This is a genomic window from Micromonospora sp. 050-3 (assembly GCF_046549335.1).
Classification (GTDB): domain Bacteria; phylum Actinomycetota; class Actinomycetes; order Mycobacteriales; family Micromonosporaceae; genus Micromonospora; species Micromonospora trifolii.
This window is the reverse complement of record NZ_JAJPVX010000002.1, coordinates 2143965-2156294: the sequence shown is the minus strand read 5'-3', so window position 1 is coordinate 2156294 and position 12330 is coordinate 2143965. Positions and strand designations below refer to the sequence as shown.

Here is a 12330-nt window from a genome sequence, read left to right as displayed (position 1 = left end):
CGGTAGCCGGCGCTCGTCGCGCATTCCAACGCGGCCTGTCCGCCGGATCGCTCGTCTGGCTCACACCCTCGCTGCAGGAACGGGCTTGAACTTACGCTGGCTCACTCGACTGTCGGTCTGACCTGTTGACGAGCGCCCGTCCGGGCTCTCACGCGACGTAGGTGTTCACGGGCGTCGTGCCGGTGGGCAAAATGCCACAGCAGGTCGTCGTGGCGGAACTGATACGAGATTCCAGCTGGGCGCAGGAAGCCGAAGGCGCACATGCGCTGCAGGCAGCGGGCCGGTGCCGGAGGCATCCGGAACGCCGAGGCGACGATCATCGCGAGGTAGCGCCGCCAGAGCGCGCAGGCGACCGTCTCGCCTACGATCACGCAGTAGGCAACACCCAGCACGGCGCCGGGCCACAACCCCCATGTGTAGCTGAAGCTCCACACAACTGCCGGGCAGACGACCGCCGCGGAGAGCCGGGATACCGTGCGCTCGTGGCGCAGGACGCCGAGCGGACCAACGATCTCCGGGCGGGCATCGGTAGCCAGGGTCTGTCCGAACCCCACGGTCAGCCCGATCGCGAGCCACGACGTGACGAATCCGATCAGCCCGACCAACGGGCCAAGGAGCAACCAGGCAGCCGCGCCGATGAGCAGGGCCGTTGCTGCCTGCGGCACGAAGAACCGGGGATTGCCCAGTCGGGACCAGTCTGGGGTGGCCGCAGGCACCCACGGCTTCGTGCTCGTCCGCGCCAGCATCGCCACCCAGGCCAGAGCGCCGACAAGCAGGACACCGCGGCCGAGCCACCCGCGTGGCCACAGGAACAGAGTCAGCCAGGCGAAGCCGGGCGCGGACAGCAGCACGCACATGGCGAGGTCCACGAAGCGGGGCGCCCGGCGGCCGGCGATCGGCCAAAGTCGGTGCAGCACGATGTCGTGGGACGGCAAGGTCCGTCCTGCGAAGTTGGCCTGGTTCGTACGATTGTGTTCCAAGTAGCGCGCGCACCGCGACAGCCAGTACAGGTCGGCGACGCTGCGGAGACGGCGCCAGATCGAGCCGGTCAGGACGACTGACTCCACGTACCGTGCCACCAGCGACCTGACATCAGCCGCCTCAGCGCCGGTGACCAGTTGCTCAGAGGAACCGCCGACCGCCCGCCGGTTGCGGGCTAGCTCCGCCACCATGCTGAGCTGCCATGGGCTTTTCAGCGCTCTCACCTGGCCTGCGTCCCGCAACGACTCGGCCAGGCTTTCCGCCACGGAGCAGCGGTCGGTGCCGCCGATGGAGCGCGACAGGTAGGTTGCGGCGTCAACGTAGCCGACCGGCCGAACCGTGTACGCGGTCAAGGTGTGATGTTCGCGCAGGTCCGCCCGGATCGCCCGCCAGGTGGCCTGACGACAGGTGAGTAGGAACGGCGCCCGCTTGCCGCGCAGCCGCCAGTCGACGAGCCGCTGGAGGAACCACTCGGCCGGCTCCACGGCCTCCTCCGTGCTGCAGAGCTCGTCGAGTCCGTCGAGCAGGGGCAGCACGTCACCCGACTCGATCAGCTCCCGGGCGGACCGGCGGGACCCGTTGAGTTCGACCGCGACGAAGCCGGCCAGCCAGGTCGTGATGTCGTTCTGACCGGTCCAGCGACTCAGCGGCACGACCAGTGGAAGCACCCGCGGATCGTCGTTGACCAACTCCAGCGCGATCCGCAGCGTGCTGTACGACTTTCCGCGGCCGGGGTGGGCGACCAGGACGACCCGTGTCTGCCGGTGCCGCAGACTTCCGGCGAGCGTGTGCAGCGTCGTATCGGGTTCGCCGCCTGCCCCATACGCCAGCTCGATGTCCTCGGCGGTCCGGCGCATCTGCGCGGTCCGGGCGGCGACGTCGCTGGCGACCTTCAATTGCAGTCGCGCGAGCAGCCCGAGTGGCTCCTCTCGACGGGCCAGCCAGCGCAGGCACTGCACCATCACGACAAGCAGAGCCACCGCGCCAAGGATCGTGCCCAGGTAGCCGGACTGGCCGGAAAGCGTCGGCTCGGCCCGGTAGGCCGGAATGAACCGGACAACGCTGACCATGAGGACCACGCCGACGAGCACTGTGAGCACAGCGGCCGTCCAACGCAGCATCTGATGTCGTCCGGACCGGGTCATCGCAGCGATGGAGACGGAGGCATGTCGATTCCCTCTCAGGTCGTTCTCCGACGATAACTGACGGCTGCACGGCGAATTTGCATCGCCAGGGTGAAGCTGGTTTGTTGCGCCGGTGCGCTGCCATGATCGAGCCATGCGAGTACACCAGTACGTGTATTTCTCGTTGCGTTCGGATCACTTCCCTGCGCGCGAGATGGCGACGCGGTTAGGCATGGAGCCAGACGAGGTCAGCATCAAGGGGAGCAAGCGGGAGAACCCTCCGGTGCCGCGCGTCCACTCGTGGAGGGTTGTGTGTCGTGACAGCGGCTTCACGGTCGATGAGCAGATTGACCGCATCATCGACCGCCTTGAGCCCATCGCTGATCAGATCGCGGACCTGGTGAGAGTGATCGATGAGTTGGAGGGGGAGGGCATCACCTCGACACTGCAGGTGGTGCGCTACATCAATGACGAAGATGGCGACCAGCATCAACGACTCGGCTGGCACCTCGATCGCCGGGCCCTGGAGTTCCTTCACCACACCAAGGCCGAGCTGGACGTGGACGAATACGGAGATGACTGAAGCATGGCTAGCGCGCTTCGGTGTCAAATCTCCACAAGGCGGTCCGGCCAGGCTTGATGCGAGGTCAGGCGGTCTGCCGACGGGTCTATCGGCTCGGTTCGGCTGAAACGGTGGCTGTACTTGGCTGCTGTACTGCTGGCTTGGACAGCTCGGCCTCCCTGGTCCATCCGAGGAACCGGCTGTGCAGCACGCCTGCCGATGTCCAGGGCATGTCCTCGGTTGCCTGGACGAGGTAGGACCCCAGGTAGAGAGCCAGCGACACCGGAGCATCCGCATACTCAGTCCGCAACTCGCGCCTCCGGGTCGAGCAGGGCCAGGGCAGGCCACAGCCACCGCAGCTCCAGATCGGCATGACCGGGCCGTGGACGGTCACCGCACACCCGCCAGGAAACGAGCGGTGATCGCCCATGCCTGCCAGCTGCTCACTGCTCACCTTCCTGTGGCCAGTGGCCACGATTGATCGGAATCCGGTGCCGGGCATGGCAGGGCAGGTCGGCTCCGCAGCGGCAGATATGCCGCCAGAGTTGCCACGACCACACCGGCCGATGCCTGCGGGCGAGAGTCAGCGCGGTGGCCGACAGATATTCGTCATACGAGACGCGCCGCACGGACCCTCCCTCGTTCGAGCACGAGGACGGCTTCCCGCCCTTGAACCTGAGGGACGCGGCGACCAGGCGATACCCGCACCGCCCGCCGCGTCCCGTGAGCAAGAAGCTACGGTGAGTCGCGGAGCGGAATGGGTAAGGTTCCTACCCCTGGATCACGAGAGCAGCCCGACCTTGATCGCAAGGTCACGGGCGTCGTCACGAGTGGAACGCGGGCCGTCGAGCAGGTCCAAGGTGATCTGCCGGGCGTACCCGTTGAAGCGGATCGTCTCCGGGGCCGACTCGTACGCCTGCCGGAGGGTCATCACGGCCGCTTCCGTGTCGTCCTTGCCGTAGTGCGCCCGCGCGACCTCGATGAGGTGGCGTGCCCGGCGCGGCCTCGACGGGATCGCCGCGGAATCATGACGGCGTGCCTGCCGCACCGCCTCGCCGGACTTCTGCAACTCCACCGCCACGGTCACCGCGTGAGCGCCCATGATGACCTGTGAGAACGATGTCTGCGGCTGATAGAAGCCCTGCGGCAAGCGTTGCGCCACCCGGTCCGCGCGGTCCCAGTACCGCCAGGCCCGGCCTTCCTCACCAGCACGGGCGGCGGTGTAGGCAGCCTCGAAGTGCAACGCGCCCCAGAGCGCCAACAGGTTCGTGTTCCCGTCGGCCGTACGCGGCTCCAGCGCCGACAGAAGGTCCAGGGTCACCGCCATCGCGGTGTCCCAGTCACCGGCATCCCGATGCACCTGGCACAGGAACCATCCCGCGCACGCCACCGCCTCCGGCTCGCCGGACTCCTGCGCCGCCACCATCGCTCGGTCCGCGACCCGCCACAACAACTCGGCTGCGGGTTGGTAGGCAAGGAACATCTGCGTCAGCCCGAACGTCTCGGCCAACAGGGCCTGAGCCTGCCGACGCTCATCACCCTCGTACGCCAATGCGGCGCGCTGCACGTCGCGCAGCAGCGGCGGCAACAACCCGCCCAGCACCGTGCGGTGATCCGACGCCTGATGGCGTGCCCGCCATGCCATCGCAAGCCGCTCTCTCAGGCTCGTCAACGACTCCGGGGAAGCCTCGTCGGAAATGGCGAAGCGGTTCACCGCGTCCCGAACGGAGGCTAGCGCCGGATGCTCCGGCCCGTTGACCACAGCAGACCGGGCGCTCAACTCCCCGACCAAGGCAGACACCTCGACCTTGAGAGCACGCGCGATGCGATCGAGCATGTGAATGCGCGGCGGTAGGATGCGATCGGTCTCCACCGCCTTGACCCACTCGGCGCTGCGCCCCACCAACCCGCCGAGCACCGCACGGGTCTTCCCGGACCGCTCCCGGTAGACCTTCAATCGCTGCCCGAAAGTCAACTCCGGCATGGAATCCATCCCGGACCTCCTCGTAGCGCGGGACGCATCGTCGGCGCCCAGGCCGCCTTGCCACCCAACGCTACCGGCCTGCCTGCCGCCTTATAACCCCACACACGCCGCGCGCCGCCTCTCACGCCGACACCCAAGTCCCCGGGCCCCTAGCATGCAAGTCGGGCGCTCCGTCCGACGGGGTCCACTCGGAACCGCGACCTCGGCGAAGCCTACGAACTCCGTCGACCAGCCTTCGCTACTCATGCCGGGCTTCCTTCGAATCGGCAGGTGTCACTTGGGGCTTACCGAGACTACGAGGTCTCCCAGCAAGAAGCACTGGCCGGAAGGTTGCCGGTGGAATTGAGTCTCAGCTTCCAGGACCCCCACCAACAGCGACTCGTTTCGCCGCCCGGGAGGGCCGCAGCCACGAGTGCCGCAGCCACGACGACTTGGGCTGAGCCACCTCTGGGCGACGGCGTCCAGGTACGCGTCGGTGGCCTGCAGATTCTTGGTCAATCCCTGCGTCGTACGCGAAACCACCTATCTGGTATCCGCCGAGGGCATCACCGACCGATGCGAGGAACAGGGAGCTGACCGTCCAGGTGGCGACGAATTCCTCACGATCGCCGCCGGATCGGCAGCAGATTTGCGCGCATGAGCATGGTCTGCGCTTGAGATGGGCCCTACGAGTGGGTGTCAGACCGGGTCGGCGAGACGGGCGATGACACGACGTAGCTGCTCGGCGTAGACGTCGAGGAACTCCGGTGAGTCGGCGGCGAGACCAGTCATCCGGCGCTTAGCGAGTATCAACGTCGTCGGGGGCTTCGTGGTCCGGGTGATCCGCTGCCGCCGTACGGCTGATCAGCGTTCATCCGCGGCGGCTGGCGCGATCTGGTCGAGGTGTGCGCCGACGGTGGCCTTGGCGGTTGCGTTCGAGGTCCGGCCGGGGCGCAGGAGGGCGTGCAGGATCACGCCGTCGACGAGGGCGTAGAGACGCTCTGCCTCGACCTTCTGATCGAGCCCGGGCCGGAGCGCACCGGCGTCGGCCAGTCGCCGGATCATTGTGGTGAAGGCGTCGGTAAGGCGTCTGTCGATTTCCTTGCGCAGGTTGGCCATGGTCGGTTCTACGACGGCGCGTGCCGTGAACGCGAGCCACACTTCGCACTCGCCGCGCCGTAGCCGGTCCAGCGGCAGCATCTCGTCGATCATCGACCGGACCACCGCACGCTGGTCGCCTGTGGTGTCCACGGCTCGGATCCGCTCCTCGATCCGTTCTCCCACCAACCGTAGGGCGAATCCGAGGAGTTCGGACTGTGTGGTGAAGAAATGACGCAACGAACCCATGGACAAGCCGGCTTCGCGCGCCACGTTCCGCACCGATGCCTGCTCCAGCCCGTCCCGTATCACGATCCGCCAGACCGCTTCGGCGAGCTCGGTCCGTCGGGCCTGCGCATCCACCAGCTTCGGCACTACCCTTTATAACACACTCGTGCTAGCTTCCTGTTGCTAACACAACTGTGCTAGACAAGCGGAGGCGTCTGTGTCACGTCGAGAACGCGCCTGGCTCACGGCAGCGGTGGTCGGCTGGATCGCACTCAACGGCGCGGTACTGCTCCTCGCGCCCGGCGACGCCGCCTTCGACTGGCCGGCGCAGCACGACCCGCCAACCGGGCACGGCCAGGTGATCGCCGCTCAGGCCACCCTCGTCGAGTTGGTACTGCTCGCCGCCATCGCATACGCGCTTACCCGTGGTCGACCCGCACCGGTGATCGCCGAGCGCGCACCGACGCTCCCGACCGCTCGTCGTGAAACAGGACTCGTCCTGGCGTACGGCGTCCTCGCCCAACTCGGTGGCCTGCTCATCGCCCGAGGGCTCGGCTGGCACCCGATCGGCTTCCACCTGGCCGGTACGCTCGTCGGTGCCACCGATCCGGTCGGGCCCGCCGAGGCGCTCGGCTGGGCCACGTACAACGTTGTGGTCTACGCGCTGGTGCCACTCCTGTGGTTCCGGCGGCGTTACACCGCCCACCAGATGTGTCTGCGCTCGGCGGATCGGCGCGGCGATGCCATCCTCATCCTCGTCGTGTTGGTCCTCGAATCGCTCGCGCAATGGGTGGTGCTCGGCCATGCGTTCGCCGGCCTGGCCCCGGGTCAGCTCGCCGTCGGAGTGCCACTGACATTCCTGCTGTACTTGGCTGGCACGGTGCTGCCCACAGTCATCTTCGTTCAGGGCGTCCTCGTCCCCCGATACGCCCGTCTGACCGGCTCCACCACCGCGACCCTCGTTCTCGGCGGCCTGACGTATGCGGCAATGCACGTGTTCGAGGGCTGGGGCAGGTTCGGGTCGCCGCGCGAGGCCACGCTGACGATCCTGTTCGTGCTTCTCATCTACACGCTGCCCGGCGCATTCAAGACCTGGCTCACCGTACGGACCGGCAACGCCTGGGTGCACGCGTGGGCCTACCACGCCCTCGCGCCGCACACGATGCACGACACCGGGTTGATAGTTCGGATCTTCCGCCTCTGAAAAGCGCGTTGTGCTGGCGGAACGCCTGGTGGTGCCGCCTTTTTCAGCGACGGATAACGCGGCTGACAATTGGGGCATCGGACGGGCAGCGAGCGGGCCGGATCCATCATCGATGGCGAGGCATGCGACGTGGTGGTGGTGTCAGCCGAAGAGGGCGGCGGCGATGTCGGCGTAGAAGAGGGCGGGATCGCGGGAAAGCGAGGCCTTGACATTGGCGGTGGGACTGTCGGCGATCACTTCGAGCTTGCCCGCTTCCAGGCCGTCGAGTGCCATGGCGACCACCTCGTGGGGTGGGAGTTTAGGGATGTCGTAGGCGGCCATCATGTCGGTGTCGGCTATGGCCAGGGCCAGGGCGGTGACCTGAGTGTTCTGGTCGGCCAGCTCGAGTCTGATGCCGTTGGTGAGAGACCATTCCGCAGCCTTGGAGGCGGCGTAGCCGTTGCTGGCGGGGGCGAAGGTGTACCAGCTCAGCGCCGAGATGACGTTGAGAATGGCGCCCCCGGCAAGCCTGGGGGCGAAGGCGCGGGTGACGTTGAGGGTGCCCCAGAAGTTGGTGTCGAACTCGCGGCGGACGTTTTCCGTAGAGGGCCCGAGCAGGGGCGCGTTTGTGGAGATGCCAGCATTGTTGATGAGGACATCAAGGTCGCCCACCTCGGCTGCCGCGGCGTCGACGGATGTTGGGTCGGTGATGTCCAGCTGGAGGGGGACGACGCCGGGGATGTTGATGCGGTCGGGGCGTCGGGCGGTGGCGTAGACGGTGGTGGCGCCGCGGGCGAGGAGAGCCTCGGCAAAGGCCTTGCCGAGGCCACGGTTGGCGCCTGTTACGAGGGCTTTCTTGCCGTTGATCTGCATGCCGCCAGACTAAAACCTCACGCTGGCGTCAGAGGCAAGTATTGCGAGGTGGGTCACTGTGCGGATCGGGGACCCGGCGACCCATACGCAGCCCGTGAGATCGGTGTCTCAGATGACGGACCTGCGGCGGACCTCAGCCCGCTGAGTCACGACGCTGGCTGGGAGCCCATGCAGTCGGGTACGCACCACCAGGTCGTGCAGGGCCTCCACGGCTGCCGGATCCGCGCGCTCGGGCAGCACCGAGATGTCGCGGGCCGTCTCCAGCTCGGCGCGCAGCCGCGGCACGTCAGTGGCGAGCCGCCCTGCAACGCCCGCGGGAAGCGGGCCGTGCTCGGCTTCCCGTTTGGCGGCAATGAGATCCGGTACGTACGCCAATCTCGTTCCGAGCACACCAAGGTTCGTCTCTACACGGCCGGTCCGCATCAGGTGGATCCCGGTGAGCAGGACTCGCAGCGTGTACAGCGCAGGCTTGAGCTGCCCGGTTTTGGCGGACAACTTCTCCTGGGTGGCCGCGAATCCGAGGTAGTGGTGCGCGTGGTGACGGGTGACCAGTCGCGGGGCCACGGAAATGAGTTCGGCGTGCACCTCAGTGGTCACGACCACCAGCGGCGACAGCAGCTGCTCCAGAACGTACCCGTTGCGGCTGCTCAACAGGGTGACGAACTTCAGCAGATCGTGGCTGACCACGTCCAACTCGACACCGTCGCGCACGCCCAGGTGCTGCAGAGTCTGCGGACCGGTGCGCAACCCGACAACCTCCTCGGCCGGAAGCAGGTGCACGGCCCGCAGATCCAGATCGGAGTCGATGGACGCGAATCCGTACAGATGCGCACCGCTGACGGTGGCGAACAGCAGCGGACGGGGCAGGGCGCAGGCTTGCTCAGCGGCCCACGGCGGCACCTCGGTGGTCACTACAGGTTCCTCTCCCGCACAGCCGTGAGCAGCCGATCCACATCAACCCGGTCGGGCTGGTCCGGCAGCTCGGTGGCGGCTGCTGCCTCATCGAGCTCAGCAAGTAGGTCCGCCGCCCAGGCGGCGACCTCATCCCAGGGCACCTCGCCGCGCCGCACCGCGAGCAGCCGATCACGCAAGTGACGAACGTCGACCAGCACCTCCCCGGTACGCAGCACGTGCGCCCCGGCGACCAGCAGCCGGATCATATGCATGGCCTGCTTGTGATTCGTCTCGCCGGTGCGCTCGCGGCGGGCCGCCACTCGATTGAGCTGATCCCGGGCATAGTTGCCATAGGTTTCAGCGACCCGCCTCGATAGGAACGCCTGCCGTGCCGCCAGCAGCCGTTTCCCGTCGACGGTGATCGACTCAACCAGCGGGGACCAGAGCACCTCCAGGACTGTCGGGTTGCCCTGCAGGGCCAGCACGCAGAAGCGTTCGAACTCCCAGGAGAACTGCTCCACCGCTGGGCCGTCGAGGTGGGTGGGCGGCTTGTCGAGGTGCCAGAACGCCCGGGTGGGTGCCGCATACACACCACGCCGGTCGTAGTCGGAGTCCTTGTCATGCAGCCCGTACGCCCGCGACCCGACCACCACGGCGAGAACCGTATGCCGCTCGACAAGCTCGATCACGCCCGGGACGCTACCCAATCACCGCCCTGCACGCGCCATGCTTTCCAAGCAAACCGGCCCGGCGTCCCTCCGTAGCCTGTCGCGCCATGAGCCGCATCGTCGTCAGGCCCCGCATCCAGATCCCGATCCTGGTCGTGATCTTCACTGCCTGGACCCTGGTGGGCGTCACCTACCTCACCTCGGGGGACGTAGTGGCCGAGCGCGACTGGTTCGGCATCGTGCTGGGATGCGTGCTCGTGACGAGCGGCGTGGCCGGGATCTGGCGGGCTGGCCGACTCGGCGTGGTCATCGACGCAGAGGGTGTCCGGCTCCGCGGCTTCGACAGCCGTGACCAGGTCACACCGTGGAGCGCGATCCAGGCGGTCGACTGCGTGCAGATTGACGTACGAGGAGGCTTGCCGCTCTACGCTCCCGTTCTCCGGCTCAGTGACGAAGCTGGGTCCACGCCTCTCTCGGCGCTCGGCTCCTATTTGCGCCAGGACGCCGATCGCAAGGTCGAACAGCTGCGAAGCTTCAAGGCCGGCGCCGCGCAGTCCTGATCGAGATGCAGAGGCGGTCCAGCATGTGACTGCGCGGCGGCAGGAAGCGATCGGTCTCCACTGCCCTGACCCACTCGGCGCTGCGACCCGCCAACCCCCCCGAGCACCGCACGGGTCTACCCGGACCGCTCCCGGTAGACCTTCAACCGCTGCGCGAGATCCGGCGACGAGGTTGCTTCCCAAGAACATCGCCGTACGGGAGCGAGACGCCCAAGGCTCGCCAGAGGTCGTGGAGCACCCGCCCGAGCCTTTCGCTGTCGTCACCCGACAACTGAGCGATAGGTATGCCGGCGGCCTGGTACTCGCCGATGTGGTAGATCAGGTCCGCGAGCGACGTGGCTGTCGGTCGGTCAAGGCGAAGAACAACTTCCTCAGGCTTCTTCCGCACCCTACGGCTGTCAGACGGCCCAGCCATGGTCCGGATGCCCCGTCCACGGCTAGGAGCCGCTGAGTTGAAGCGGAACTGAGGTGCGCCTCCCCGTGCCCTACCGCAGCCTGGTCGCCGTGCTGCTCATGTCACGTATTGGGCTCACATCATTGGTCGCTGCTCGAAGAATGGCGGGCAGGTCGCCAAGGGTAGCGAGAGCCGGCCCGCCCCAACCCGGGTCGGTGTCGTTGTGCTCCGTGGTCCGGAAGACGGTCATACCGACCGCTGCCGCGCCGGCCAGCTCGCCGTCTGCGCCGTCACCGACGAAGACGCAGTCTTCCGGCGCGACGCCCAACCGCTCAGCGGCAATGCGGAAGATCGCCGGGTCGGGTTTGGCCAGCCCGACTTCGCAGGAGAAGACCGTGACGTCGAAGCAGCGGGCGAGCGGGCTCTGTGGCCACGCCTCGGCGGTCTCCGAGGTGGCGTTGCTGATGAGGGCCAGCGGATGCCCGTCGTCGCGTAGCGCGTCAAGCACGTCCAGGGTGGCGGTCGAGGCAGTGCCCAGCACCCGGGACGCGAGAGCTCGCCGATGTCCACCGGCCTGTGTCACCTGTTCGTCGGTTGGTGTGCCGCCAAGGCGTCCGGCGAGAATGCGGACGGTCTCCTCCACGTCCCACCGGACCAGCCGGTCACGCCAGGTGGCGTGGTACGCAGCGACCAGCGCGGCCGGAGCCACCCCGACCACCAGCGCCATCTCGCCAACGACCCGGTCACGCTCGTCATCGGCACCATGAACCAGGGTATGGAAAAGGTCGAAGATCACTGGCCGATACATTTCCGCATCCTATTGAGCTGCAGCACGGTCGAGGCCCTCGAAGTGGGACATCCACGAGCCATACTCCTTCAGTCTCCGACAGGCGAACTGCTGGAAGGTCGAGATGGGCCAGTAACCGCAGAATGCCGGGGCGCGTGCCGCGCATACTCCTCGATCACGTGAACAAGCACGTCGCGCATGGCGTGGCTGCCACCGTCGACCGGCACCTCGCGGCCCAGGTCGGCCTCCTCGAGGGCGTCGAGCCATTCGTCCGCCCTGGCGATCTCGGCCTTCCAGGTTGCAAAGGCGTCCTTCACCACCGCTGGGTCGGGGACCCCGCCCCCGAAGTCCCAATCCGGGTCGTCCTCGTGCTTGCAAAGGCGCGATGCGTCGGTCCGCCCTTGCAGCACATGCTGGAACCAGTGGTTCTCCATCTGAGCCAGATGGCGGACCAGGCCGAGCAAGCTCAGGGTGCTGGGCGGTACCGAGCGTCGGCCGAGCTGCTCGGCGTCCAGTCCGTCGCACTTCATCTCTATGGTCAGACGGTAGTTGCCGAGGTACTCCCGGGAGGTCGCCTTTTCGCCGACGGGCTGACCGAAGGTCCTGGGGTCCCAGCGAGTCCAGCGTGGAGTCAGTTGCCCTCGTCACTCACGACCGGCGTCTGCTCGACGCTGCCAAGGCGGCGGCCTGCCCACCGCGAGTCCTGGCCAGAACTGAACGCGGACGACACCACACCCCGACGGATCGCGCAACTACTCGGCCGTCCACACTGAACGCACTGGCCACCGCCACGAAGATGGCGTGTGGTGTGCTCACGCGCGATTGCGGCCAGTCTGGGAGCGCTCGGCGAGGGTGACACGCAGGAAAGCTGCGCTTGCGGACCTCCGGGAGGCGCTGACCGGGCTCATCACACCTGGCCGCCCGGGTGGTGGGCGCTCCCTGGGCCGAACTCCGCCGCCAGGTCGAGCAGGCCCGAAGAAGGCGATCATCAGCACCCACGTCGCCGAGATCCAGA

12 protein-coding genes and 1 pseudogene are annotated in these 12330 nt (G+C 67.3%); 3 read left to right on the top strand and 10 right to left on the bottom strand.

The genetic code is table 11. The annotated features are described in order from the left end of the window. Positions 1-101 precede the first annotated feature (101 nt). Positions 102-2102: an NACHT domain-containing protein gene (locus ACLJOK_RS25030; RefSeq protein ID WP_410821023.1), complete on the bottom strand. Its 2001-nt coding sequence runs from the start codon at positions 2100-2102 to the stop codon at positions 102-104. A 157-nt stretch (positions 2103-2259) separates the two neighbouring features. On the opposite strand from ACLJOK_RS25030, the gene ACLJOK_RS25025 reads away from it, so the two are divergent. Then, on the top strand, positions 2260-2688 hold the full coding sequence (locus ACLJOK_RS25025) for a DUF4279 domain-containing protein (protein WP_410821022.1): 429 nt from the start codon (positions 2260-2262) through the stop codon (positions 2686-2688). 85 nt (positions 2689-2773) lie between these two features. Here ACLJOK_RS25025 and ACLJOK_RS25020 read toward each other — a convergent pair whose 3' ends face one another. The 3 genes from ACLJOK_RS25020 to ACLJOK_RS25010 all read right to left on the bottom strand — a co-directional run bounded on the left by ACLJOK_RS25020 (position 2774) and on the right by ACLJOK_RS25010 (position 6103). Beyond that, positions 2774-3061: a hypothetical protein gene (locus ACLJOK_RS25020; protein WP_410821590.1), complete on the bottom strand. Its 288-nt coding sequence runs from the start codon at positions 3059-3061 to the stop codon at positions 2774-2776. A gap of 387 nt (positions 3062-3448) precedes the next feature. Continuing rightward, entirely contained in the window at positions 3449-4660 is a 1212-nt protein-coding gene (locus tag ACLJOK_RS25015) for a helix-turn-helix domain-containing protein (protein WP_410821021.1), read from the bottom strand. A gap of 834 nt (positions 4661-5494) precedes the next feature. Continuing rightward, positions 5495-6103: a TetR/AcrR family transcriptional regulator gene (locus tag ACLJOK_RS25010; RefSeq protein WP_410821020.1), complete on the bottom strand. Its 609-nt coding sequence runs from the start codon at positions 6101-6103 to the stop codon at positions 5495-5497. 70 nt (positions 6104-6173) lie between these two features. Between ACLJOK_RS25010 and ACLJOK_RS25005 the strand changes: the two genes are divergently transcribed. Continuing rightward, entirely contained in the window at positions 6174-7160 is a 987-nt protein-coding gene (locus ACLJOK_RS25005; protein ID WP_410821019.1) for a hypothetical protein, read from the top strand. A gap of 141 nt (positions 7161-7301) precedes the next feature. Here ACLJOK_RS25005 and ACLJOK_RS25000 read toward each other — a convergent pair whose 3' ends face one another. From ACLJOK_RS25000 to ACLJOK_RS24990, 3 genes are all read right to left on the bottom strand, one after another. Further along, complete coding sequence (locus ACLJOK_RS25000) at positions 7302-8012, bottom strand: SDR family oxidoreductase (protein WP_410821018.1); 711 nt, start codon at positions 8010-8012, stop codon at positions 7302-7304. 108 nt (positions 8013-8120) lie between these two features. Beyond that, on the bottom strand, positions 8121-8924 hold the full coding sequence (locus ACLJOK_RS24995) for a DNA polymerase beta superfamily protein (RefSeq protein WP_410821017.1): 804 nt from the start codon (positions 8922-8924) through the stop codon (positions 8121-8123). Beyond that, positions 8924-9595 (bottom strand): DNA polymerase beta superfamily protein, encoded by a 672-nt coding sequence (locus ACLJOK_RS24990; RefSeq protein WP_410821016.1) that lies wholly within the window; start codon positions 9593-9595, stop codon positions 8924-8926. The genes ACLJOK_RS24995 and ACLJOK_RS24990 overlap by 1 nt, the downstream gene beginning before the upstream one ends. 86 nt (positions 9596-9681) lie before the next feature. Between ACLJOK_RS24990 and ACLJOK_RS24985 the strand changes: the two genes are divergently transcribed. Continuing rightward, a complete protein-coding gene (locus ACLJOK_RS24985) occupies positions 9682-10134 on the top strand; it encodes a PH domain-containing protein (RefSeq protein ID WP_410821015.1) in 453 nt (150 codons plus the stop codon). Here ACLJOK_RS24985 and ACLJOK_RS24980 read toward each other — a convergent pair. The 3 genes and pseudogenes from ACLJOK_RS24980 to ACLJOK_RS24970 form a co-directional block, all read right to left on the bottom strand. Continuing rightward, a pseudogene (locus ACLJOK_RS24980) lies at positions 10130-10280 on the bottom strand (helix-turn-helix domain-containing protein); the annotation flags it as partial. The gene ACLJOK_RS24985 and the pseudogene ACLJOK_RS24980 overlap by 5 nt on opposite strands. Before the next feature lie 339 nt (positions 10281-10619). Further along, positions 10620-11336 carry an HAD family hydrolase gene (locus tag ACLJOK_RS24975; RefSeq protein ID WP_410821014.1) on the bottom strand — a complete coding sequence of 239 codons (717 nt, stop codon included), beginning with the start codon at positions 11334-11336 and terminating at the stop codon, positions 10620-10622. Between the two features lie 68 nt (positions 11337-11404). Continuing rightward, positions 11405-11950: a DinB family protein gene (locus tag ACLJOK_RS24970; protein WP_410821589.1), complete on the bottom strand. Its 546-nt coding sequence runs from the start codon at positions 11948-11950 to the stop codon at positions 11405-11407. Between the last annotated feature and the right edge of the window lie 380 nt (positions 11951-12330).

Coding starts and splice junctions, on each gene's coding strand:
- ACLJOK_RS25030 (WP_410821023.1), bottom strand. CDS start 2,102: ATGCTGCGTTGGACGGCCGCTGTGCTCACAGTGCTCGTCGGCGTGGTC.
- ACLJOK_RS25025 (WP_410821022.1), top strand. CDS start 2,260: ATGCGAGTACACCAGTACGTGTATTTCTCGTTGCGTTCGGATCACTTC.
- ACLJOK_RS25015 (WP_410821021.1), bottom strand. CDS start 4,660: ATGGATTCCATGCCGGAGTTGACTTTCGGGCAGCGATTGAAGGTCTAC.
- ACLJOK_RS25000 (WP_410821018.1), bottom strand. CDS start 8,012: ATGCAGATCAACGGCAAGAAAGCCCTCGTAACAGGCGCCAACCGTGGC.
- ACLJOK_RS24985 (WP_410821015.1), top strand. CDS start 9,682: ATGAGCCGCATCGTCGTCAGGCCCCGCATCCAGATCCCGATCCTGGTC.
- ACLJOK_RS24975 (WP_410821014.1), bottom strand. CDS start 11,336: ATGTATCGGCCAGTGATCTTCGACCTTTTCCATACCCTGGTTCATGGT.